This is a genomic window from Dyella acidisoli, assembly GCF_030160295.1.
Lineage (GTDB): Bacteria > Pseudomonadota > Gammaproteobacteria > Xanthomonadales > Rhodanobacteraceae > Dyella_B > Dyella_B acidisoli.
This window is the reverse complement of record NZ_BSOB01000008.1, coordinates 71957-94160: the sequence shown is the minus strand read 5'-3', so window position 1 is coordinate 94160 and position 22204 is coordinate 71957. Positions and strand designations below refer to the sequence as shown.

Here is a 22204-nt window from a genome sequence, read left to right as displayed (position 1 = left end):
CCGCAAGGCGCCCACACAAGTCACCTGCGCACACTGTCAAAGATCAATCACTTGCAACCTTCTCTTGAAGATCGCCCCGAAGCATTTCGTCCCGGGTGAGCCGCTCACTATACATCCAATCCGTTGTCCGTCAACACCCTCAGCGACTGCTTTTTTGCTTCGGGAAGTTGCCGTTCGCGAGAGGTGCGTCGGCGGGGTGGCGAATATTAGGGAGTGCCTACCGATCTGGCAAGCGATTTCTGCAAAAAAATTTTCTTGCATTGTTTCGGCGCGCGTTTACGTCACGCGCGCGCCCGCAACTCATGCATGCGTGAGCAATACGCGTGCGAAATTGCGCTTGCCAATCTGCAGAACACCCTCAAAGCCCGGCGCAAACACACGCTGCGCATCTTCGACGACTTCCGCATCGATGCGCACCGCGCGCTCCTTGAGCTTACGGTTCGCCTCGGCGTTACTTGGCGTAAGACCGGCAGCCGTCAGCAGCGCCGGCAAACGCAAGCCTTCTGCTGGCACCGCAATTTCGGTGAGCGGCAACAAGCTGGTGTCGCCTTCACCACGCACCACTGCATGCCAGCCTGCAATCGCCTGCTCAGCAGCGGCGGCATTGTGGAAACGTGTCGCCAGTTCGCGAGCCAGCTTGAGCTTGGCATCACGCGGATTCAACACGCCGCTCGCCACTTCCCGCTTCATGCGAGCGATGTCGTCCAGCGAGGTTTCGAAGCTGAGCAGTTCGAACCAGCGCCACATCAATTCATCACCAATCTTCAATGTCTTGGTGACGATATCGATGGCCGGCTCATTAATCCCGATGTAGTTGCCCAACGACTTGGACATCTTGTTGACGCCGTCCAGCCCTTCGAGCAACGGCATAGTCAGCACGATCTGCGGCGGTTGGCCGTGATGTTCCTGCAGCGCGCGGCCCATCAATAGGTTGAACTTTTGATCGGTGCCACCGAGCTCCACGTCGCACCTCAACGCCACCGAGTCGTAACCCTGCACCAGCGGATAGAGGAATTCATGGATGGCAATCGGCTGCTGTGAGGCGTAGCGCTTGGCGAAATCATCGCGCTCAAGCATGCGGGCAACGGTATGTTGTGCCGCCAGCTTGATCATATCGGCCGCGGTCATCTTGCCGAACCACTCGGAGTTGAAGCGCAACTCGGTCTTTTCACGGTCGAGGACCTTGTAAACCTGCTCGGCGTAGGTCTCGGCATTCGCCAGCACATCTTCGCGGGTAAGCGGCTTGCGCGTGACGTTCTTGCCGGTGGGATCGCCGATCATGCCGGTGAAGTCGCCGATCAGAAAGATCACCGTGTGCCCAAGATCCTGAAACTGACGCATCTTGTTGAGCAACACGGTATGGCCCAGATGCAGGTCCGGCGCAGTGGGATCGAAGCCAGCCTTGATGCGCAGCGGCCGCCCGAGCTTGAGGCGTTCGGCCAGTTCTTCCTGCTTGATGATCTCGTCGACGCCGCGCGCAATGGTGGCCAGCGCCTGCTCAAGCTCGTTCATGTTGTCCTCGTTCGTGTAGTTGTCTAGGCAGCCAAAAAAGTGATGGCCACCGTCAATAGCGTTAATTGTGCGTTAACCTGAAATCTCGCGCAAACCCTTGATGCGAAAGGCATTGACGCACTTTGCACAAGCTCGTTATGGTACGCGTCGGCTGATACTTTGTAACCGCAGGGGGCGCGGTGGTGAAGATGCATAAGAAGAACAAGGTTAACTAGCGATGGCACAGAGCAAGCAGGATCCGCGCATCGCACGCAAACTGGCCATTCGCCGCAAGGCCCAACGCCGCCACTCTCACTTCTACCAGCACTGCGCCCACTGGTCATTCAATCGCCAGCCGGGCGGCGAGCAGCCGCCTATTCATTGGTATCGCGAACGTTGGATGCTCGCAGCCACGGCGCTGCTGATCACGGTGCTTTCCGGCTTTCTGATTCCCGCGTGGGCCACGGCGATGAAGCCCCTCGCCACGCCACCGATAGAACATACGCTGCTGCCGCTCGCCTTGCCGAAAATCGCAGCACCTACGCTCAAGGCCCCGGCAGTAGAGGATTGGCGCGTCTTGCAAGTGCGTCCCGGGCAGACGCTGGCGGACATCTTCCAGAGCCAGGGGCTGAGTCTTTCCGACCTGCAGCGCGTCGTGGATAACGCAGGCGACGCGAAGACAGCGCTGCACAACATCCGCCCCGGCCAGGAATTCGATTTTCTGATCGGCCGCAACAGCAGCCTCGAGGGCATCCGCTTCGACAAGGATGAATCCACCCGCGCGATCATCCGTCTCGACAGTGCCACGCCCGGCATGAGCACGGTCGCACGCACGGTGGAAACGCGCGAGCAGATCGCCCACGGCGTGATTGACGATTCGTTGTTCGCCGCCGCCAACAAAGCGGGCCTGAGCAACGCGATGGTGATCAAGCTCGCCGATCTCTTCAAATACGACATCGACTTCGTGCAGGACCTGCGCGTGGGCGACAGCTTCACCGTGGTCTACGACACCGTGTATCGCGATGGTGCTTATCTGCGCGAGGGCGATATCGTTGCTGCCGAATTCGTCAACCAGGGGGAGCGCTACACCGCCTATCGCTTCAAGCGCGCGGATGGCAGCTTCGGCTGGTTCAGTGAGGACGGACGTCCGTTGCAGAAATCCTTCCTGCGCATTCCGGTGGATTTCACGCGCATCTCCTCACCCTTCAGCGCAGCGCGCATGCATCCGATCCTGGGTCTGATGCGCGCACACAAAGGTGTGGATTACGCAGCTCCAACCGGCACACCCATTCATGCCGCCGGCGATGGCGTGATCAAGTTCCGCGGCTGGATGAATGGCTACGGCAATTTCGTGATCATCCAGCACGATGGCCAGATCAGCACGGCTTACGGTCATATGTCGCGCTTCGCCAATGAGCGTGTCGGCCAGCGCGTGCGCCAGGGTGACGTGATCGGATTTGTCGGCATGACCGGTCTCGCCACCGGTCCGCACTTGCACTACGAATTCCGCGTCAATGGTGTGCAGCGCAATCCGCAGACCGTCACCCTGCCCAAACCCGAGCCACTGCCGGGTGCGCAACTGGTGCAGTTCAAGAACGGCGTGGTGAAGCCGCAGCTCGCACGCTTGATGGAAATCGACAACAACTACAAGCTCGCGCGCGCCAAATCCACTACACGTAGTGATGACTGAGCTCGTGGATGACGGCGCGGAGCTCTACATCGGGCTGATCTCTGGCACCAGCGCGGATGGTATCGATGCCGCGCTGGTGCGTTTCGAACAAAACCAACCCCGGCTGATGCATGCTTTGACGCATGCTTGGCCAGAGGCGTTGCGCGCTCAGATCCTTCGAGTGTCACAGGGTGAAACCACACTCGACCTCGACACCTTTGGACGCCTAGACGTGGCCATCGGCCACACTTTTGCCAACGCCGTCGAAGCACTGCTCGCGCAAAGCAGCACCCCTGCATCGTCCGTGCGTGCGGTTGGATCGCATGGACAGACAATCCGGCATCGCCCTACCGGCGAACACCCCTTCACGCTGCAGATCGGCAACGCTGCAGTGATCGCCGAGCGCTGCGCCATCGACGTCGTGGCGGATTTCCGCAGCGCGGATGTCGCCGCAGGCGGACAGGGCGCGCCCTTGCTCCCCGCCGTGCATGCCATGCTGCTCCAGGCTCCCGATCACGCACGCGTGGTACTCAACCTCGGCGGCATTGCCAACATCACCGTGCTTTCTACCCACGGCGACGTGTTCGGTTTCGACACGGGGCCCGCCAACGGCCTGATGGACGCGTGGTGCTTGCGCCATCGCGGCGAAGCGTTTGATCGCGGCGGCGCTTTTGCCGCCAGCGGGCACGTAAATGAAACCCTGCTAGCGGAGCTGTTGCGCGATCCCTATTTCGCACTACCGCCCCCCAAGAGCACCGGACGCGAACATTTCCATCTGGCGTGGCTAGATGCGCGTTTGCATTCGCTGTCGATATCTCCTGCAGACGTGCAGGCCACCTTGCTCGAACTTACCTCACGCAGCATCGCCATGGCGATCGATGCACATGCCAATGACGCCACTGACGTCTTGCTGTGCGGCGGCGGGGTGCACAACCCGGTGCTGATGCAGCGCCTGCAGGAACTGCTACAACCGCGCGAACTTGCCAGCACGGCTGCTTACGGCGTCGATCCGGATTACCTGGAAGCTTCAGCCTTCGCATGGCTAGCGCGACAGCGGCTGCTTGGCTTGCCGGGCAATCTCCCGGCCGTTACGGGTGCAAAAGGCTTTCGCGTTCTCGGCGCGGTTTATCCAGCCCCACGCGACGCGCGTTGATTATTCCAGCAACTCGTGGACTTGCGCGTTTGGCGCAAGTTGTTCGGAACGCGCCACCGCCAACGCTTGCACGGCTTCCTGGAATGCCGCGCGCTCGCTCGCATTCCAATGCCCGCCGGCGAAGGAAAGATCGGACGGCTCCAGCATCGTTTCTGCGAGCGACCCGTTGTTTTCGGTTACACCCAAACCCTGCCGCAACGCTTGCAGCACTACATCGTTGATCGACCACTGGCGCGCCTTGGCCAGCAGCTTGATGCGCTCTGCCATCAATCGATCAATGTGACGAATCATCAAATCCGGCATAGGACGGTCGCTCCGTTGCCACGCTGCCCTGTGTGCTGATCCTCGCCAACTGCGTCGCCGCTCGCAATCACCATCGTGGCGATCCGTGGATCAGTTCGCAGTCGAGGTGTGAGCGCCTTCAGCTCCCTTTTAGCTTGAGGGGACAGCGACCGGATCAAAGCGCCGCCAAAGACAAAGAAACAGCACCATTGCCGGCAGCACTGAAAACGCGGTGATGACTAGGTAACCGCCATAACCGACCAGCGCGACGATGCTGCCTGCAAAGAATCCGAGTACCTTGCCGGACAGGTTCACTAGTGAACTCAGCAGCGCATATTGCGTAGCAGTGTGCTGGCGATTTACCAGCAAGGAAAGGAAAGCCACGGTGGGCGGCCCCAGCATGCCTTCAAAAAAGTTTTGCCCGGAGATCGCCAAGGTCAGCATCGTCAGGTGACCTTGATGCGCAATCAGCAACAGGTATAACAGATTGCTGATGGCACCCAGCACGATGCAAGCTCCCAGTGCCCTCCATGCGCCCCAGCGCGCCACCGCTGCACCGCCCGCGAACGCGCCGGCAATGCCGATCCACACTCCATATATCTTGGTGATCGCGCCGATTTCCGTTTTGGAAAAGCCCATGTCGCGATAGAACGGCCCGATGAAGCCGCCGACGAGCGCCTGCTCGGGCACCTTGAACAGCAGAATAAACAGCAAGGTGAGTCCCGCCACCGCCCAACCGTAGCGACGGAAGAAGTCGGCAAAAGGATCGATCACCCCTTCGCGCATGGCCTCAAGCCATGATGCCGGAGCCGGCCGGCGCACGTCCGGCTCCGGCATCATCAACGTGGTAATGATTGGCAGCAGCATCACTGCAGCCATCAGGATGTAAACAGTGACCCACGGAATATGGTCGGCCAGAATCAGCGCCAACGCTCCCGACATCAGTAAGCCGATGCGATAACCCAACGAATACGTGGCAACCAGTGCGCCTTGCGCCGAGGGAGGTGCGATTTCGATGCGATAGGCATCGATCGCAATGTCTTGTGTTGCCCCCATGAACGCAGCCCACAGCGTCGCTGCAATGAATAATGGCAGTTGGCGCGGCGTAAGCGCGGCCATGACCAACAAACCCACGAACACGCCCAACTGCGCAAGGAGAAGCCAGCCTCGCCTCTGCCCCAGGCGTCGAAGCAACGGCAGACGCCAATGGTCCAGCAATGGTGCCCAGACGAACTTGAAGGCATAGGTCATGCCGGCACTGGCGATCATCGTGATGTCTTTCAGCACGATGCCGTTTTCCTTGAGCCAGTACGCCAAGGTGACGGAAACCAGCAGGAACGGCAGGCCAGAAGAAAACCCCAGCATGCACATCGTCCACGCAGCCGGCTGCGAGAACGCCCGCCAGATAGACGGCTTGCGCGCAGTCGCCGCGCCTGCTTCAGTCGGCATAGTCGACCGTGTAAGGGGCGTGATCGGAGAAGCGTTCGTCGCGATAGATCGAGCAATGCTTCAGCCGCTTGTGCAGCGACGGCGTCACGATCTGATAGTCGATGCGCCACCCCACATTGTTCTCGCGTGCGCGACCGCGGTTGGACCACCAGGTGTATTCCACCGTTTCCGGCTTGATCGCCCGAAAACTGTCCACCCAGCCGCGCTTGTCGATCAGATCGTTAAGCCAGGCTCGCTCCTCCGGCAGGCAGCCGGAGTTTTTCTGGTTCGAGCGCCAGTTCTTGATATCCAGCTCCGTGCGCACGATGTTCCAGTCACCGCAGAGCACGTAATCGCGACCGCTCTTAAGCCACTTATCGAAGATCGGCGTGAGCCGGTCCATCGCCTTGAACTTGAACTGCTGGCGTTCCTCCCCGGATGAACCGGAAGGTACGTAGATCGAAACCACGCTGAGATTGCCGAAACGCGCTTCGATGTAGCGCCCTTCATTGTCGAATTCATCCCAGCCCAACTGCGTGAGCACCTTGTCAGGCTCACGCTTGGCATAGATCGCCACACCGCTATAGCCCTTCTTGCTGCTGGCGTCGCGGTAGAAGCAATGATGCCCGTCGGGACGAAACATCGGGTCGGTCAGCTGGTCTTCCTGCGCCTTCGTTTCCTGCAAGCAGACCACATCAGCGCGCTGCTTGCGCAGCCAATCGAAAACACCTTTGGTCGCAGCGGAACGGATGCCGTTGGCATTCAGGCTGATAATGCGCATGGGCTTTCCTCGTGGGGACGGGGCATGATAGCAATCGAGCACCACGCGAGGGACGCGTTACCATTGCACACCTTTGCCCTCTTGCCCGATACGCCCATGCACGATTACCAGCGCGACTTCATCGAACTCACCCTGCAACGCAATGTGCTGCGCTTCGGCGAATTCACACTGAAGTCCGGTCGCGTCAGTCCCTATTTTTTCAATATGGGGCGCATCGATTCCGGTGCAGCACTCGCCCGCCTCGGTCGCGCCTACGCAGCGGCCGTGGTGAATTCGGGCCTGGAGGTCGACATGCTGTTCGGTCCGGCCTACAAGGGCATTCCGTTGGCAGCCGCCACGGCCATCGCGCTGGCGGACCAGCATGGTCGCGACCTGCCCTGGGCCTACAACCGCAAGGAAGCGAAAGACCACGGCGAAGGCGGTGTGCTGGTAGGCGCGCCGCTTACCGGCCGAGTCCTGATCGTGGATGACGTGATGACCGCCGGTACGGCCGTACGCGAGTCGCTCGCCCTGATTCGTGCGCAGGGCGCCACCCCGGCAGGGGTGCTGATCGCGCTGGACCGGCAGGAGCGCGGCCAAGGCGAACTGTCTGCTGCGCAGGAAGTACAACGCGACTACGGCATCCCGGTGGTCGCTATCACGAGCTTCAGAGACGTGCTGACCTACGCCGGCGAACGGTCCGACCTGGCGGCGGAACACCAGCGCATGCTCGCCTACCGCGAACAGTACGGCGTACGCAGCTGATCTGTCCTGTGCTGCTAGTGAACCCAGTCACGTTGGCGCACTCTAGACATCCAGCGTGTCAAAAGCGCTGGGTATACTGGAGCGAGGAGGGGAATTATGCGTCGACTCGCGCTTAGCGCATCCATCATCGTGTCGCTTGGCCTGGCTGGGCTGGCGACTGCTCAAAGCAGCACCCCTGGCGGGACCCGTTACCGTTGGGTGGATGCCAGCGGCCTGCCGCATTACAGCGACAGCCTCACGATAGACGCCCTGAAATACGGCTACGACGTCATCAACAGCAACGGCATGGTGATGACGCACGTCCAGAAACAACTCTCCCCTGCCGAACGCGCAGCTGCGCAGAAGCAAGCCGAGGAAGCGGCAGCCAAGCAACGCGCTATCGAGGAAGGGAAACGCAAAGACATCCAGCTTATCAACACCTATCCTGACGAAGACGCGCTCAAATCCGAGCAGCAGCAGGTGCTTGAAAATCTCGATCAGCAGATGAGCACTACACGCGTGAACCTGCGCACCCAGGACGCCGCTCTCACCGACCTGCTCAACCGCGCCGCGGACGAAGAACGCGCGAAGAAGCCGGTGCCGAAATTCCTCGCCGACCAGATCACCACACAGCGCAACGTCGTTGCCAATGAGCGCGCCCTGCTCGAACGACAGAAGGCGAACCGCGATGCGACCGCACAGCAGCAGGAACAGGAGCTGCAGCACTTTCGTGATTTGAAGGCTGCAGAGAAGAACGATCGCGGGTATTAATACGCCGCGTATTCCGCAGGCGCAGGTTGGGGGGCAAGCCCCAACCTGAGAAGCTCTTTAGAACGGCAACTTCAGCGACGGATCCACCGCCAGCAACTGCTTGCGGAACGTATCCTGGATGCGCTTGAGCGCCTCTTCGTTGTCCGCATCGAAACGCAGCACCAGAATCGGCGTCGTATTGGACGGGCGCACCAGGCCCCATCCATCGGGCCAGTCGGCGCGCACGCCGTCGATGGTCACTAGTGTGGCTTCGTCGAAATTCGCCTTTTCGCGGAATTTCTCAATGAAGCGATAGTGCTCGCCTTCCGCCATCTCCACCTTGAGTTCCGGTGTGGACACGCCTTTCGGACAGGTGGCAAAAATCTCCTCCGGCGTACGACCTTCGATGTCGCCGGCAATAATTTCCAGCAGACGCGCACCGGCATAGATGCCGTCGTCGAAACCGTACCAGCGCTCCTGGAAGAAGAAATGGCCGCTCATTTCACCCGCCAGCTCCGCGCCGGTTTCGCGCATCTTCGCCTTGATCAGCGAATGACCGGTGCGCCACATCAGCGGACTGCCGCCGGCGTCGAGAATCTGGCCTTTGAGGTGGCCGGTGCATTTGACGTCGTAGATGATCGTCGCGCCGGGCTGGCGCGACAGCACGTCGCGCGCAAACAGCATCAATGTGCGATCGGGGAAGATGATCTCGCCGCTGCGCGTGACCACGCCGAGGCGATCACCATCGCCATCGAACGCCAAACCGAGATCGGCGCCGGTCTGCTTCACCGAAAGAATCAGATCTTCCAGGTTATGCGGATCGGACGGATCGGGATGGTGATTGGGGAACGTGCCGTCCACATCGCAATACAGCGGAATCACTTCGCAGCCGATGCCTTGCAGCACGTGCGGCGCCACTGCGCCCGGGATGCCGTTGCCGCAATCGACCACGATCTTCAGCGGGCGCTCGGTCTGTACGTCCGCCGTGATCCGCTCGATGTAATCGGGCACCACATCAACCAGGCGCAAGGTGCCGCCACCGTCGGATTCGAGCGCGCCTGTGGTGATGCGCTGGTAAAGATCCTGGATCGCACCTTCCGACAAGGTCTCGCCGCCGACCACGATCTTGAAGCCGTTGTAGTCCGGCGGATTGTGGCTGCCAGTGACCGCTACGCCACAGCCGGTGTTGAAGCGATAAGCGGCGTAGTAGACCACCGGCGTCGGCACAGCGCCGACGTCGATCACATCGACGCCGGCTAAGCGCAGGCCATCGGCCAGCGAGCTTGCCAATTCCGGCCCGGAAAGACGGCCGTCGCGACCCACCACGATTTCACGCAAGCCTTTCTCGCGCATCACCGTGCCGATCGACTGGCCGAGCAGCTTGGCGACGGTAGGCGTAAGGCTCTTGCCCACTACGCCGCGCACGTCATAGGCACGGAAAATCGCTGGGTCGACGTCGACCTGTGCGGGTGCTGCCTGCGCTGGTTTGGCCACCGGCGTAACAGGTTTTGCGGGTTCGAGCTTGGGCTGAGCTTCCACGATATCCGACAACGTCTGTTCCTCGAGCGTAGGTGCACGATGGGGCTTGCCTGCGCGCGTCATTAACCAAAATAAACCGATACCACCGCCGACACCCGCCAGCGTGAGCAATGCAGCCAGCGGTAAAGACTGCGGCAGCAGAATGTATGCACCTGGCAGCACCGCGACGACGTTGAAGCTGCTGTCAGGCACCTGCTTGCCGACAGGTTCGATATCCAACGCACCTGGATTGCCTCTGGCCAACAGCTCGAGGTTGTCGCCGCGATCGGTGCTCTGGTTTAGTCGTAATCGGCCACCGTTTACGGCAACCGTGTCGAAGCGATCCGCGACAGGTGCAAACGGCAGTTCGACCCACGCCCAGGCTTGCGGTTTCTGCGAAGTACCCAACGGCGCAACGATGGTGAGGCGGCGATCACCCAAACCCTTCAACATCGCCTCTACCGGTGGATCACCTTCGGCATCCGGTGCGGACATCAGCTGCGCAGCTTTCGCATAGCCGAACTCGCGATAGTTGGCATGCAGTACCTCGTCCAGGCCACCGCTGTATAGCTCGATGTTCTGCGCTTCCGGCAAACGCTGCTTGAGCGTAGCGATCACTTGCGGCGCACTACCCGGCAAACCGCTCGTGTCGATACCTGCTACGGCCCGGTTCACCATATCGTGCTGCCGGGTGATTTCTTCGGTCAGCACCTGCACGGCTTTATCCTGCGCCGCATGCACGCGCTCCACGGCACCGCCTTGATCGGCGATCAGCCAAGTCTGCCAAGCCCCGAACAGGCCCAGCGCCAGCAGCAATGTGCCGCCGGCCAGCATCAGCAACCGATCCCACTGCAAATCCGGCAAACGCGCTCGTGCGCCGCTCACTGCCATGCCCCGTTTCCCCGATGCCTTAATGTTTTCCGGTTGATCCGAACCCGCCTTCGCCACGCTCCGAAGGTACGAATTCGTCGACGATTGTTAGCCGCGCCTGCCCCACCGGCACCAGCAGCAGTTGCGCGATGCGCTCACCCACTGCGATGGTGTAGGGCTGCGTGCCGCGATTCCAGCACGAGATCATCAGCGGACCTTGGTAATCGGCATCGATCACGCCGACCAGATTGCCCATGACCAGCCCGTGCTTATGTCCAAGACCCGAACGCGGCACGATCAGCGCACACCAGCCTGGATCGCCGATATGGATCGCCATGCCGCTAGGCACCAGCGCGCTTTCGCCGGGTTGCAACGTAAGCGGCTCCGCTACCGCAGCACGCAGATCCATGCCGGCGCTGCCGACGGTGGCCGCCTGCGGCAGCGGAATGCTGTCGCCCAGGCGCGGGTCGAGAATCTTCACTTCGACATCGATCATCCGCGCACCGCCTTGTAGCGGCTGGCGATGCATTCGATCAGCTGGCGCGCGAGTGCGGCCTTGTCGGTACGCGGCAATTCCAGCGAACCGTCTGCCCAGTAGAGCGTGATGGCGTTGTCGGCAGTTTCGAAGCCGAGACCTTCGCCCACCTGATTGGCGGCGATCATGTCCAGGCCTTTGCGTTGCAGTTTGTCGCGCGCATAGGTTTCCACGTTTTGCGTTTCTGCGGCGAAGCCGACCAGGAACGGATGCGGCTGTGCGGCTGCGAGGCTGGCGAGGATGTCCGGATTCTCCGCCAGCTGCAGCGTGAGGTCAGCACCATCGTGTTTCTTCAGCTTGTGCGCCGCGACCGCATTGGGACGGTAATCGCCCACGGCTGCGGAACCGATGTAGATATCTGCACTTTGCGCAGCATCCGTCACGGCAGCATGCATCTGAGCCGCGCTACGCACGTCGACGCGCCTTACAACACCCGCTGGCGTTGTCAGACTGACTGGGCCCGCTACCAGCGTTACCTGCGCGCCCGCCTGCGCCGCCGCTTCAGCAACGGCAAACCCCATTCGTCCAGAACTGCGGTTGCCGATGAAGCGTACGGGATCGATGTCTTCGTAGGTCGGCCCCGCACTGACTACCACCTTCTTGCCGCGAAGCACTTGGTCCCCGAACGAAGCAACCATGGCTGCGCGCAATTCGTGCGGCTCCAGCATGCGGCCCGAGCCGATTTCACCGCAGGCCTGATCACCGGAAGCAGGTCCGAGAATATGTACGCCGCGCGCACGCAACGTGGCAACGTTCGCTTGCACGGCCGCATGCGCCCACATCTGCTGATTCATCGCCGGCGCTATGTACACCGGTGCGGCTGTAGCCAGACACAGCGTGCTCAACAAATCATTGGCATGGCCGTGCGCGAGACGCGCGATCAGATCGGCACTGGCCGGAGCGATCAGCACGCGTTCGGCCCAACGCGCCAGTTCGATGTGACCCATCGCCGCTTCGGCGGACTCATCCCACAGGCTCACCCGCACCGGCTCGCCAGACAATGCCTGGAATGTGACGGGCGTGACGAAACGGGCGGCGTTCTCGGTCATCACCACACGCACGTGGGCACCGAGATCGCGCAAGCGACGAACCAGCTCGCAGGACTTGTAGGCAGCAATGCCACCTGACACTCCGAGCACGATGCGGCGTTCAGCAAGGGTCATAGCGTAAGCGGGGTCCGACGTATGAATAGACGGCTAGCTTACCGGATTCACATAGACCAACCGCTGTCCGGAGAGCGCCTCGAACGGGATGCTGGTCACATGAGTATCCGACAATGGCCCGAAAGCGAACGACCTCGCGAAAAATTATTGGCGCATGGCAGTGCCGCCCTCTCCGACGCGGAGTTGCTGGCCGTGCTGCTCGGCAGCGGCGTGCGTGGCAAGGACGCCATCACGCTGGGGCGCGAACTGCTCATGCAAGCCGGCGGTTTGAACGCCTTGCTCGCCCGTCAGGACGGGGACATCCGCGCCAGCGGCCTTGGGCCGGCCAAGCGCGCGCGCATCGCCGCCGCACTGGAGCTGGCACGCCGCAGCTTGGCCGAACAGCTCGTCGAACAACCATCACTGCGCAATCCGCGCGATAGCGGTGACTACTTAAGCGCTCGTTTGCGGCACTTGCCCTACGAGGTATTCGCCTGCCTTTTCCTGGATAACCGCCATCGCGTACTGGCCTTCGAGGAATTGTTCCGCGGCACAGTGGACGGCGCCAGCGTGCATCCGCGCGAGGTAGTGCGCGCCTGCCTGAAGCACAACGCCGCCGCCGTGATTTTTGCCCATAACCACCCAAGTGGCGTGGCGGAACCCAGCTCAGCTGACCAGGCCATCACCCGCGAACTGGGGCAGGCACTGCGACTGATCGGCGTACGGGTACTGGATCACTTGGTGATCGGCCGCGAAGCGCCGGTATCCATGGCTGCACGCGGCTTACTTTGACGGGACTGGAGGAAAGAGCACCGCCTCAAAACAACGCGCCCTACGATTTCGGCGCAAAAAAACGGCGCGACCAAGAGGTGCGCGCCGGGAGCCGCATGAGGGGAGGGTATGAAGGGATGCGGCAGTCCCGTATCGAGCCGGACGGGGGAGACGCCGGTGATACCCAGCTATTGTCGCGTTGCGTCATGACTACCGTATGACATCGCGGGCGACATGGCGTCAAAGTCGCCCGATGGACCTGCCCTGACAGATCTTGGCAAGACTTATGCACACAACGCCTCCAAAGCCACTTAGGGCCATATCGCCGAAAAGCACATCAAGTTCACATTTTAAACCTTTGATATATAAACATTAATTGCATGACAACCAGGTTTCCGTCGGGCCTTCACATGCATTTGCATACGGCACCTTCACTTTCCCCACAGACTTATCCACAGCCCCGTCCACTGCGGTGCAGCAGCCGCGCAAGCACTTGGATAACGGCCGTTCGGTAGCGAAGAAGGCTCCCGCGCGGCGGTCTGTTACGATGCTCGGTTCCATCCCGATTCGATCCCCTCCTGTGAAAGAAGCGCTGCGCGAACTGGTCCTCCAGGCTATCCGGACCCTTCAGGGCAATGGTGCCCTGCCCGCCGATATCGACCTGCCCGCCTTTGTGATCGAGCGCGCGCGCAGCCGCGAACATGGCGATTTCGCCGCGAACACGGCGATGCTGCTGGCCAAGCCGGCCCGCGCCAAACCAAGGGATCTGGCTGAAAAGCTGGTTGCTGCCCTGCCCGCCAATGCCTTGGTGGCCAAGGTGGAAATCGCCGGCCCCGGTTTCATCAACTTCTTTCTGGCGCCGACGGCTTATCACGCCGAGGCGGGTCGCATCCTGTCCGAAGGCAATGCATACGGTCGCAATCGCAACGGCGCCGGACATACGGCCGGGGTGGAATTCGTATCGGCCAATCCGACCGGTCCGCTGCATGTGGGGCATGGTCGCGCCGCCGCCATTGGCGACTGCGTGAGTCGCCTGCTCGAAGCCACCGGCTGGAACGTCAAGCGCGAGTTCTACTACAACGACGCCGGCGTGCAAATCAACAATCTCGCGATCTCCACGCAGGCGCGCGCGCGCGGCATTGCGCCGGGCGACGCGGGCTGGCCGGAAGACGGTTATCGCGGCGATTACATCGCCGACGTGGCGCGTTCCTACCTGGCAGGCGAAACGGTGTTTGCCGACGGCCATGCCGTCGTGGGTGCAAAGAACCCCGACGACCTCGACGCAATCCGCCACTTTGCCGTGGCTTATCTGCGCCGGGAACAGGATCTGGATCTCCAAGCGTTCGGCGTCGGTTTCGACGTGTATTTTCTCGAATCCTCGCTGTATGCCGACGGCAAAGTGGAAGAAACCGTACGCGAGCTGGTCGCCCACGGCCACACCTACGAGGAAGGTGGCGCCCTGTGGTTGCGCACGACGGATTTTGGTGACGACAAGGATCGCGTGATGCGCAAGTCCGACGGCACCTACACCTATTTCCTGCCGGACGTGGCCTATCACCGTAGCAAATGGCTGCGCGGTTACGAACGTGCGATCACTGAGCTGGGATCGGATCACCACGGCAGCCTCGCTCGCGTAAAGGCCGGACTGCAGGCACTGGACTGCGGCATCCCCAACGGTTGGCCGGAATACGTGCTGCACCAGATGGTGACCGTGATGCGCGGCGGCGAAGAGGTGAAGATCTCCAAGCGCGCCGGCAGCTACGTCACGCTGCGCGACCTGATCGAAGAAGCCGGCCGCGATGCAACGCGCTACTTTCTGATCGCGCGCAAAGCCGACTCGCAACTCGTGTTCGACATCGACCTCGCCCGTTCGCAGAGCAACGACAACCCGGTCTACTACATCCAATACGCCCACGCCCGCGTGTGCCGCGTGCTGGAAGAACTGGCCGAGCGCGGCCTGCCGCCCGTCGACATGCAGGCAGGCATCGGGCAGATGAAGCGGCTGGATACGGAGCACGAGCAGATCCTGCTCACGGAACTGTCACGCTACCCGGAAGTGGTGGAGGCTGCCGCCAACAATCTGGAACCGCACCTGATCGCGCAATATCTGCGCGAACTCGCCGGCGCGCTTCACAGCTACTATCACGAGCATAAGTGGATTGTGGACGACGCCGAGTTGCGCAATGCGCGCATTACGCTCGCCGTTGCCACTCGCCAAGTGATACGCAACGGTTTGGATTTACTGGGTCTCAGCGCCCCGGAGAAGATGTAAATGGCAGCACGCAAGGGCAAAGGCCGGCAGGCCGTTCGCAACAGCAGCGGCGGGTTCCCGGCCTGGGCCGGCATTCTCGTCGGCATTCTGATCGGCGCCCTGGTCGTAGTGGTCCTGATGCGCCATTCGCTGGTGCCGATGACACCCAAAGGCCCGCAACCCAACCCGGAAGCCACGGCACAACCAGGCAGCGACGAAGGCCTGACCCCGGCCGCCACCAACACCGCACCCAAGAAACCGCAGTACGACTTCTACTCCGTGCTGTCGGAGAAGGAAGTGCGCATCCCGGATTCGGAAATCAGCGCGCAAGCCAAGGCGGAACAACAGCAGCAACTGGCCCAGCAGAAGCAGCAGCAGGTGCAACAGCCCACCGCACCTGTTACGCCCAAGCTGCCGCCCAACGCGCCGCCGGCCGTCACGCAGAACATCACTGCGGCACCTCCTTCGGCGGTGGCACCACCGCCTGCGTCTGGCCCAAGCGGTTATCTGCTGCAGGTAGGCGCGTTCCCGAGCGCCGCCGATGCGGAAACGCTGAAGGCCAAGCTGGCGCTGCAAGGCTTCGTCGCCAACGTACAGTCGGTGAACGTCGGTGGGCAGACGTATCACCGCGTGCGCCTGGGGCCATTCCATTCGGCGACCGACTTGGAATCGACCAAGCAAAGGTTGTCGTCAGCGGGGATTTCGGCGATTGCGTTGAAGGCCGGCGGCTGACGAACGAGCAGTGCGCGCTTCATAACAGACAAGGGCGCCTATCGGCGCCCTTGTTGTTTTCGGAGTTTCGCCAGAACCGTCTTCTTGCCCCACCGTCATTCCGGCGAAGGCCCATTGCTGTCCGGAAAAAATTTCTGCGATCAGCGGAAGCACAACGGCCCATTGGGCTGAGTGACACTTCTTGATGTGAGGCGACTCGAAAACTCACTGAGTGAGCCCCTCTCCCTCCGGGAGTGGGGTGCGCGCTGCAAACTTTCCCGGACAACAGTGGGCGAAGGCCTGAATGACGTGAGCTTCGATTGACGCTTTGAAAAACGAACTACTGATGGCTCCGCTTCAACCGGACCAATCCAGAAATATCGTCATCGCCATACCCTTGCCGCATCAGCTCGGCATAGTCCGCCAATGATTGCTCGATGACCACGCGCGACGTACCCGCCTTCTCAGCGATACCCCGCACAATGCTCAGATCCTTGTGCAGCAACGCCAGCTTGAAGCCAACACTGAACTGCCCCTTCAACATCGTCGCACCACGCTTTTCCAGGAACCAGTTTCCGGCAGCACCGGCGCCCAGCGTGGGAATCAGTCGCTCCGGGTCGAGGCCCAATGCCTCGCCCAGCGCGAGGCCTTCGCAAACCGCCTGTGCGATGCCAGCCACCAGCACCTGGTTCACCGCCTTGGTAGCCTGCCCCGCACCCACATCGCCGAGATGCGTAATGCGCAACGCATACGCTTCGAGCATCGGCCGCGCACGTTCCAGCACAGCGGCATCACCACCCACCATGATCGAGAGCTTGCCGTTCTTCGCCCCTTCCACGCCACCGGAAACCGGCGCATCCAGAAAATGCGCGCCGACCGCAGCAAGACGCGCAGCCGCCTGTTTGGCGGTATCAGGTGCGACGGTGGAATGATCGATCACGATCGTGCCGGGCTTCATGTGCGGCGCGAGCACATCCACTGTATTCAGCACATCTGCATCGGCCGTTACGCACAGCGCAATCACATCGCATTGCGCAGCAAGCTCGGCCAACGTTGCCGGTGCAGCGACACCCAGCATAGCCGCCAGCGCTTCTGCTTTCGCATGCGTGCGGTTGGCTACCGCATGCAGCAAACCATGTTGCTTCAGATGTCCTGCCATGGGTTCGCCCATGGCACCAAGGCCGATGAAAGCTGCCTTCAAAGTCATGCGTGGTCCTGATTATTGAAGTTGAGCGCACGATGCACGTCGTGCGTGACGAACGGGTTGTCCGGCGTGGGCGGCTCGAGCCACTGCGGATGGCTCAAAGTATGACGCATATCGGTCAGCCCGCTCTGCCAGTGCTCGTGCATCGTTGCTGCGCTGAACTCGTAATCCTTGTAATGACCTTCGTACGGTTTGTCACGGTAGATCAGATGGATGAGGTTGGTCAGCGCACCATTGGCGTAACGCTCTGCGCGACGGAAGGCTGGATTATCGCGCTTGTCTTCCGGCACCAAGTCCATTAGCTGATGCAGCAAGCGCTGCTGCTCGCGGCTCTGGTGCATGTATTCGGTAACCAGACGCGTGCGGCTGGAATACTGAATGTCTTTCGAGCGCTCGGCCACGCTGCCCATGTCGCGCGGCAACGCGCCGACCGCACTCCATAGATCGACCTGGAAGATCAGTGCGTCGCGATGCGGCCGTTCCGTCAGCACTTTGTACAGCGGCGTGTTGGACACCATGCCACCATCCCAGTAGTACTCACCGTCGATCTCTACCGCGGGAAAGCCTGGCGGCAGTGCACCCGAAGCCATGAAGTGCTCCGGCCGCAGCGTGTCATGGCGATTGTCGAAGTAAGCAAAGTTACCGGTGCGCACATTCACCGCGCCAACCGATACGCGCACGCAGCTTGGGTGATTGATGCGATCGAAATCAGCCAGGCGCTCCAACGTTTCACGCAAAGGTGCCGTGTCGTACCAGCTTGAGGTGGCGGGCGTACCGTGCCATTGCAGTACCGGTGGCGGCATGCGCGGCTGGAAAAAGCCCTGCTGTCCTTCGGTGATCGCGCGCCACGCGGAAAACATACTGACGCCCTCGCGAAGCACCGATGGCACGCTCATGCTTTCCATCCATGGGAAGCCCGTTGCAGTAGGCCATAACGCCGACTTGCAGATGGTCTCCCAGAATTCCGTCAGACGTTCGACCCGATGTTCCGGTGCATTGCCGGCGATGATGGCCGCGTTCAAGGCGCCGATCGAAATGCCGGCGATCCAGTTCGGATGCAAGCCGGATTCGGCCAGCGCCTGATAGACACCTGCCTGATACGCGCCCAGTGCTCCGCCACCCTGCAATACCAGCGCGGTGACTTTGTATGCGTCCTGCGCCGGATGATGGGGGACAGTCTCAGCCTTGGACGAGGTCTTCTTGGCGTCCATAAGTCTTTCCTGTGTGTTCTTCTTCAGTGAGATAGTCGTAAACCACGCTGCCCAGGTCGAGCGTGAGATCGGTGATGTAATGCACGGCCGATTCCACCTTGAGCACGGGCAGATCGGCGACCGGCGCTAATGCATGCGGATGCAGTTCCAGCGATGCCGGGCCACTCCATGCGCCTTTCAACGTGACGTTGGTCGTGTAGTAGCGCACCAGCTCGCAGATGCGCGGCGTGCCATCCACATGCGGAATGATCTTCAACAGAAAATTGGGTGCTGCCAAACCTTTCAGGATCGCATTCTCGTCCGCGGGGCGATGCTTGAATCCCATGGTGGCCTTGGCTACGCGCACCTTGCCGTAATCGAGCGTGCCGACCAGCGTGTCGATTTCCGTTTCCAGGATGGGTGTGGCCAGTTTTTTCGGAAACCCCCACAACTCGCGACCGCCAGCAATCGGCGGATGATCGTTGAGATACATCGCATGCACGTAGCCGCCGCGCTCGCCGCGGAAACTCACCGGTATCACCTGTCCCGACTCAGTGTAGTCACCGAAGCCGGTGGAATCGGGCATGCGGATGAATTCGTACTTCACCACGGGCTCGGTGACTTCCAGCGGTTCCGGCACCACGGCGCGCAGCGCATCCATATCGGTGCGATAGGTGATGACCAGGAATTCACGATTGACGAAGCGGTATGGCCCCTTGGGAAACGCAGGGCTGGTCAGTGGCATGGCGAAGGCATTCGCTTTGACGTCGGCAATTTTCATTGACATGTCCTTTGAAAATTCTGATGTGCGTTGAGCTTCAACTCACTGCCATCCACCCCCTCCCCTGCGTGCAGGGGAGGGGGTGGATGTGGTTATTGCATGTACCAACCGTGGCTCACCACTAAACTCTGACCGGTCAGCGCCGCACTCGGGAACGCGGCCAGGAACAGCGCGGTTTCCGCGATGTCTTCGACGGTGGTGAACACACCATCCACCGTGTCCTTCAACATCACGTTCTTGATCACTTCTGCTTCGCTGATGCCCAATTCCTTGGCCTGCTCGGGAATCTGCTTTTCCACCAGCGGCGTGCGCACGAAACCGGGGCAGATCACATGCGAGCGCACGTTATGCGCCGCGCCTTCTTTCGCCAGCGTGCGAGCGAGGCCAAGCAGCCCGTGCTTCGCCGTGACATAGGCGGACTTCAGCTTGGACGCTTCGTGCGAGTGCACCGAACCCATATAGATGACGGTGCCGCCTCGGTTGTCCTTGTACATGTGCTTGAGCGCGGCCTTCGTAGTAAGGAAGCCGCCATCAAGATGGATCGCCAGCATCTTCTTCCAATCGGCGAAGGCGAACTGGTCGATCGGATTGATGATCTGCACGCCCGCGTTGGAAATAAGCACATCCAGACTGCCGAACGCTTCCACGGTCTTGTCCGTGCCAGCGTTCACCGCGTCTTCGTTGGTGACGTCCATGGCAATGCCGATGGCTTTTCCGCCGGCTGCCTTGATCTCTGCCGCTGCGGCATCCGCCGCCTGCTGATTGATGTCGGCGATCGCTACCGCCGCGCCGTTCTTCGCATAAAGCTCGGCGATAGCCTTGCCCAGGCCGCTAGCGGCACCTGTGATCAATGCAACTTTGCCGTCGAGACTTACCATGTGCCACTCCTTCGGATGGATAAAAAAAAGCGGGGGCAGCACATCGGATCGCCGCAGGATGTTTCGACAGCCTGCCGAAACATCCCTATGGCCAGGTCGCTAACGCACGCCCTCGGAGAGGTAGGTATAGCCGGTGAGACCTTCATTCAATGTTACAAATAGGCTTTCTGCTTGCTCGCCATCGATACCCGCCGCCGCAATCCGTTCGCGATAGCTGTGGCGCAGCGCCTCGAGGTCGTAGCCGACATAGTCCAGCATCAGATCGGTGGTATCGCCACGGCGCTTGTGCGCAAACACATAGCTGCCGCCATCCACGCGCACGTTCACCGCATCGGTGTCGCCGAACAGATTGTGGATATCGCCCAAGGTTTCCTGATAGGCGCCGACCATGAAGATGCCCAAGCGATAGGGCTCGCCATCCTTCAATGCGTGCAGTGGCAGGCTTACATCCACGCCCTCGGCATCGACATAGTTGTCGATACGGCCGTCCGAATCGCAGGTGAGATCGACCAGCACACCGCGGCGCGAGGGTTGTTCGTGCAAACGCGCAATGGGAGCGATGGGGAAAATCTGATCGATCGCCCACACGTCCGGGATCGATTCGAACACGGAGAAATTGACGAAGTATTTGTCGACCAGTTTTTCGTCCAGTTCGTCCATCGCCTGGCGATGCGAACGCTCAGCTGGCAACAGGCGTGCGCGCACAGCGTTGACGATGGCGTAATAAAGTTCATCCAGCCGCGCGCGCGCTGCCAGCGACAACTGGCCCAGCGCATATAACGTCTGGCCTTCCTGCAGATGATGTTGCGCCTCGTGGAACAACTCCAATGGAGGACGCGTATCCAGTTCGTCATGCACTTCGCGCAGATGGCGCAGCACAGAAGGCTCGTCACCATCGGCAGGTGGCAGGCTGCCGACCGGCACGGTTTCGACTTCGCTGACGTTCACCACCATCACAGCGTGATGCGCGGTCATCGCGCGCCCTGCTTCGGTGATGATGTGCGGCGCCTGCAAGCCTTCCGCGTCCACGGCTTCGGCCAACGATTGCACGATCGTGGCGGCGTACTGCTCGATCGAATAATTGATGGAGTTATGACTGCGCGAACGCGAGCCTTCGTAATCCACGCCCAAGCCACCGCCGACGTCGACGATGTCGAGCGGCACGCCCATGCGCCTGAGTTCCACGAAATAGCGCGTGGCCTCACGCATGCCGTTGGCGATGTCGCGCACATTGGAAATCTGCGAGCCCATATGGAAATGCTGCAGCTTCAGCGTGTGCTTCAAGCCGGCCTGCTCCAGACGCTTCACCAGGTTCAGTATTTGCGCGGGCGAGAGGCCGAACTTGCCCTTGTCACCACCGGTGTTCTGCCATTTGCCGGCGCCGATCGAGGCCAGGCGCACACGCACACCGAGCAGCGGCTCGACATTCAACGCTTTTGCTTCGGTGATCACGTGATCGAGCTCGGACGGCTTTTCGATCACGATGTGGATGCGCAGACCGAGCTTGCGCCCGATCAAGGCGAGACGAATGTATTCGCGATCCTTGTAACCGTTGCAGATCACAATGGAACCCGGCCGCGCCATCGCCAGCACGGCCATCAACTCGGGCTTGGAACCGGCTTCCAGACCGAAGCCATGCGCGCCGGCCGCGACCAGCTCGGCGACCACGCCACGCTGCTGATTCACCTTGATCGGATAGACGGCCGTATAGCTACCTGCGTAGTTCCACTCGCCAATCGCCTTGGCAAATGCACCCTGCAAGCGCGCGAGGCGGTCGGCCAGGATGTCCGGAAAACGCACAAGCAAAGGCAGGCGCAAACCTTCGGCGCGAGCGCGCTCGACGATGTCAGGAAGAGAAAAGCCGGGGCCGCTCGGGCCATGCGGACGGATCACGATGTGACCGGTGTCATTGATGTCGACGTAGCCGTCGCCCCAATAAGGGACAGCATAGGTGTGACGGGCGGCATCGATGTTCCAGGCATTCGCCATGTGACGGTATCTCCTTGTAGGGGGATGTCGTCGTCGCAGCGGCGGAGCCTTGACGAACACTAAGCCCGCCGGCCGGAAGCCTCGCAC

Annotated in this window: 19 protein-coding genes; 7 read left to right on the top strand and 12 right to left on the bottom strand. The window is 61.0% G+C overall.

Annotated elements, in window-relative coordinates:
* Positions 1-300: 300 nt before the first annotated feature.
* Complete coding sequence (tyrS, locus tag QQJ86_RS04785; RefSeq protein WP_284319777.1) at positions 301-1512, bottom strand: tyrosine--tRNA ligase; 1212 nt, start codon at positions 1510-1512, stop codon at positions 301-303.
* A gap of 217 nt (positions 1513-1729) precedes the next feature.
* On the opposite strand from tyrS, the gene QQJ86_RS04780 reads away from it, so the two are divergent.
* Together QQJ86_RS04780 and QQJ86_RS04775 are read left to right on the top strand one after the other, a co-directional pair.
* On the top strand, positions 1730-3181 hold the full coding sequence (locus QQJ86_RS04780; RefSeq protein WP_284319776.1) for an OapA family protein: 1452 nt from the start codon (positions 1730-1732) through the stop codon (positions 3179-3181).
* The gene (locus QQJ86_RS04775) at positions 3174-4313 is read left to right on the top strand and encodes an anhydro-N-acetylmuramic acid kinase (protein ID WP_284319775.1); all 1140 of its coding nucleotides are present in this window, start codon (positions 3174-3176) and stop codon (positions 4311-4313) included. The genes QQJ86_RS04780 and QQJ86_RS04775 overlap by 8 nt, the downstream gene beginning before the upstream one ends.
* Here QQJ86_RS04775 and QQJ86_RS04770 read toward each other — a convergent pair whose 3' ends face one another.
* From QQJ86_RS04770 to QQJ86_RS04760, 3 genes are all read right to left on the bottom strand, one after another.
* The gene (locus QQJ86_RS04770) at positions 4314-4616 is read right to left on the bottom strand and encodes a hypothetical protein (RefSeq protein WP_284319774.1); all 303 of its coding nucleotides are present in this window, start codon (positions 4614-4616) and stop codon (positions 4314-4316) included.
* Positions 4617-4745: 129 nt separating this feature from the next.
* Positions 4746-6044 (bottom strand): AmpG family muropeptide MFS transporter, encoded by a 1299-nt coding sequence (locus QQJ86_RS04765; protein ID WP_284319773.1) that lies wholly within the window; start codon positions 6042-6044, stop codon positions 4746-4748.
* Positions 6034-6804 carry an exodeoxyribonuclease III gene (locus QQJ86_RS04760; RefSeq protein ID WP_284319772.1) on the bottom strand — a complete coding sequence of 257 codons (771 nt, stop codon included), beginning with the start codon at positions 6802-6804 and terminating at the stop codon, positions 6034-6036. The genes QQJ86_RS04765 and QQJ86_RS04760 overlap by 11 nt, the downstream gene beginning before the upstream one ends.
* 96 nt (positions 6805-6900) lie before the next feature.
* Between QQJ86_RS04760 and pyrE the strand changes: the two genes are divergently transcribed.
* Positions 6901-7548 (top strand): orotate phosphoribosyltransferase, encoded by a 648-nt coding sequence (gene pyrE, locus QQJ86_RS04755; RefSeq protein ID WP_284319771.1) that lies wholly within the window; start codon positions 6901-6903, stop codon positions 7546-7548.
* A 96-nt stretch (positions 7549-7644) separates the two neighbouring features.
* Positions 7645-8298 carry a DUF4124 domain-containing protein gene (locus QQJ86_RS04750; RefSeq protein ID WP_284319770.1) on the top strand — a complete coding sequence of 218 codons (654 nt, stop codon included), beginning with the start codon at positions 7645-7647 and terminating at the stop codon, positions 8296-8298.
* Positions 8299-8355: 57 nt separating this feature from the next.
* Here the strand turns inward: QQJ86_RS04750 and QQJ86_RS04745 are convergent, their stop codons facing one another.
* From QQJ86_RS04745 to coaBC, 3 genes are read right to left on the bottom strand one after another with little or no spacing between them, the layout of a single operon-like run.
* Positions 8356-10686 carry a phosphomannomutase/phosphoglucomutase gene (locus QQJ86_RS04745; RefSeq protein ID WP_284319769.1) on the bottom strand — a complete coding sequence of 777 codons (2331 nt, stop codon included), beginning with the start codon at positions 10684-10686 and terminating at the stop codon, positions 8356-8358.
* Between the two features lie 19 nt (positions 10687-10705).
* The gene (gene dut, locus QQJ86_RS04740) at positions 10706-11161 is read right to left on the bottom strand and encodes a dUTP diphosphatase (RefSeq protein WP_284319768.1); all 456 of its coding nucleotides are present in this window, start codon (positions 11159-11161) and stop codon (positions 10706-10708) included.
* Positions 11158-12363, bottom strand: a complete 1206-nt coding sequence (coaBC, locus tag QQJ86_RS04735) for a bifunctional phosphopantothenoylcysteine decarboxylase/phosphopantothenate--cysteine ligase CoaBC (RefSeq protein WP_284319767.1) — start codon at positions 12361-12363, stop codon at positions 11158-11160. Before coaBC ends, dut begins: the two co-directional genes overlap by 4 nt.
* Before the next feature lie 99 nt (positions 12364-12462).
* On the opposite strand from coaBC, the gene radC reads away from it, so the two are divergent.
* From radC to QQJ86_RS04720, 3 genes are all read left to right on the top strand, one after another.
* A complete protein-coding gene (gene radC / locus QQJ86_RS04730; protein ID WP_284319766.1) occupies positions 12463-13134 on the top strand; it encodes a RadC family protein in 672 nt (223 codons plus the stop codon).
* Between the two features lie 559 nt (positions 13135-13693).
* Positions 13694-15385, top strand: a complete 1692-nt coding sequence (gene argS, locus QQJ86_RS04725) for an arginine--tRNA ligase (RefSeq protein WP_284319781.1) — start codon at positions 13694-13696, stop codon at positions 15383-15385.
* Positions 15386-16096, top strand: coding sequence for an SPOR domain-containing protein (locus QQJ86_RS04720; protein WP_284319765.1), 711 nt, complete (start codon positions 15386-15388; stop codon positions 16094-16096).
* A 319-nt stretch (positions 16097-16415) separates the two neighbouring features.
* Here the strand turns inward: QQJ86_RS04720 and QQJ86_RS04715 are convergent, their stop codons facing one another.
* The 5 genes from QQJ86_RS04715 to speA form a co-directional block, all read right to left on the bottom strand.
* Entirely contained in the window at positions 16416-17282 is an 867-nt protein-coding gene (locus tag QQJ86_RS04715; protein ID WP_284319764.1) for an NAD(P)-dependent oxidoreductase, read from the bottom strand.
* Entirely contained in the window at positions 17279-18490 is a 1212-nt protein-coding gene (locus QQJ86_RS04710) for a DUF3734 domain-containing protein (RefSeq protein ID WP_284319763.1), read from the bottom strand. The genes QQJ86_RS04715 and QQJ86_RS04710 overlap by 4 nt, the downstream gene beginning before the upstream one ends.
* Entirely contained in the window at positions 18459-19250 is a 792-nt protein-coding gene (locus QQJ86_RS04705; RefSeq protein WP_284319762.1) for an acetoacetate decarboxylase, read from the bottom strand. The genes QQJ86_RS04710 and QQJ86_RS04705 overlap by 32 nt, the downstream gene beginning before the upstream one ends.
* 92 nt (positions 19251-19342) lie before the next feature.
* On the bottom strand, positions 19343-20128 hold the full coding sequence (locus QQJ86_RS04700; RefSeq protein WP_284319761.1) for a 3-hydroxybutyrate dehydrogenase: 786 nt from the start codon (positions 20126-20128) through the stop codon (positions 19343-19345).
* 99 nt (positions 20129-20227) lie between these two features.
* On the bottom strand, positions 20228-22117 hold the full coding sequence (gene speA / locus QQJ86_RS04695) for an arginine decarboxylase (RefSeq protein WP_284319760.1): 1890 nt from the start codon (positions 22115-22117) through the stop codon (positions 20228-20230).
* Between the last annotated feature and the right edge of the window lie 87 nt (positions 22118-22204).

Bases quoted from the DNA above. Each gene is read 5' to 3' on its own strand.
- tyrS (WP_284319777.1), bottom strand. From the start codon at position 1,512: ATGAACGAGCTTGAGCAGGCGCTGGCCACCATTGCGCGCGGCGTCGAC.
- QQJ86_RS04780 (WP_284319776.1), top strand. From the start codon at position 1,730: ATGGCACAGAGCAAGCAGGATCCGCGCATCGCACGCAAACTGGCCATT.
- QQJ86_RS04775 (WP_284319775.1), top strand. From the start codon at position 3,174: ATGACTGAGCTCGTGGATGACGGCGCGGAGCTCTACATCGGGCTGATC.
- QQJ86_RS04770 (WP_284319774.1), bottom strand. From the start codon at position 4,616: ATGCCGGATTTGATGATTCGTCACATTGATCGATTGATGGCAGAGCGC.
- QQJ86_RS04765 (WP_284319773.1), bottom strand. From the start codon at position 6,044: ATGCCGACTGAAGCAGGCGCGGCGACTGCGCGCAAGCCGTCTATCTGG.
- QQJ86_RS04760 (WP_284319772.1), bottom strand. From the start codon at position 6,804: ATGCGCATTATCAGCCTGAATGCCAACGGCATCCGTTCCGCTGCGACC.
- pyrE (WP_284319771.1), top strand. From the start codon at position 6,901: ATGCACGATTACCAGCGCGACTTCATCGAACTCACCCTGCAACGCAAT.
- QQJ86_RS04750 (WP_284319770.1), top strand. From the start codon at position 7,645: ATGCGTCGACTCGCGCTTAGCGCATCCATCATCGTGTCGCTTGGCCTG.
- QQJ86_RS04745 (WP_284319769.1), bottom strand. From the start codon at position 10,686: ATGGCAGTGAGCGGCGCACGAGCGCGTTTGCCGGATTTGCAGTGGGAT.
- dut (WP_284319768.1), bottom strand. From the start codon at position 11,161: ATGATCGATGTCGAAGTGAAGATTCTCGACCCGCGCCTGGGCGACAGC.
- coaBC (WP_284319767.1), bottom strand. From the start codon at position 12,363: ATGACCCTTGCTGAACGCCGCATCGTGCTCGGAGTGTCAGGTGGCATT.
- radC (WP_284319766.1), top strand. From the start codon at position 12,463: ATGAGTATCCGACAATGGCCCGAAAGCGAACGACCTCGCGAAAAATTA.
- QQJ86_RS04720 (WP_284319765.1), top strand. From the start codon at position 15,386: ATGGCAGCACGCAAGGGCAAAGGCCGGCAGGCCGTTCGCAACAGCAGC.
- QQJ86_RS04715 (WP_284319764.1), bottom strand. From the start codon at position 17,282: ATGACTTTGAAGGCAGCTTTCATCGGCCTTGGTGCCATGGGCGAACCC.
- QQJ86_RS04710 (WP_284319763.1), bottom strand. From the start codon at position 18,490: ATGGACGCCAAGAAGACCTCGTCCAAGGCTGAGACTGTCCCCCATCAT.
- QQJ86_RS04705 (WP_284319762.1), bottom strand. From the start codon at position 19,250: ATGAAAATTGCCGACGTCAAAGCGAATGCCTTCGCCATGCCACTGACC.
- QQJ86_RS04700 (WP_284319761.1), bottom strand. From the start codon at position 20,128: ATGGTAAGTCTCGACGGCAAAGTTGCATTGATCACAGGTGCCGCTAGC.
- speA (WP_284319760.1), bottom strand. From the start codon at position 22,117: ATGGCGAATGCCTGGAACATCGATGCCGCCCGTCACACCTATGCTGTC.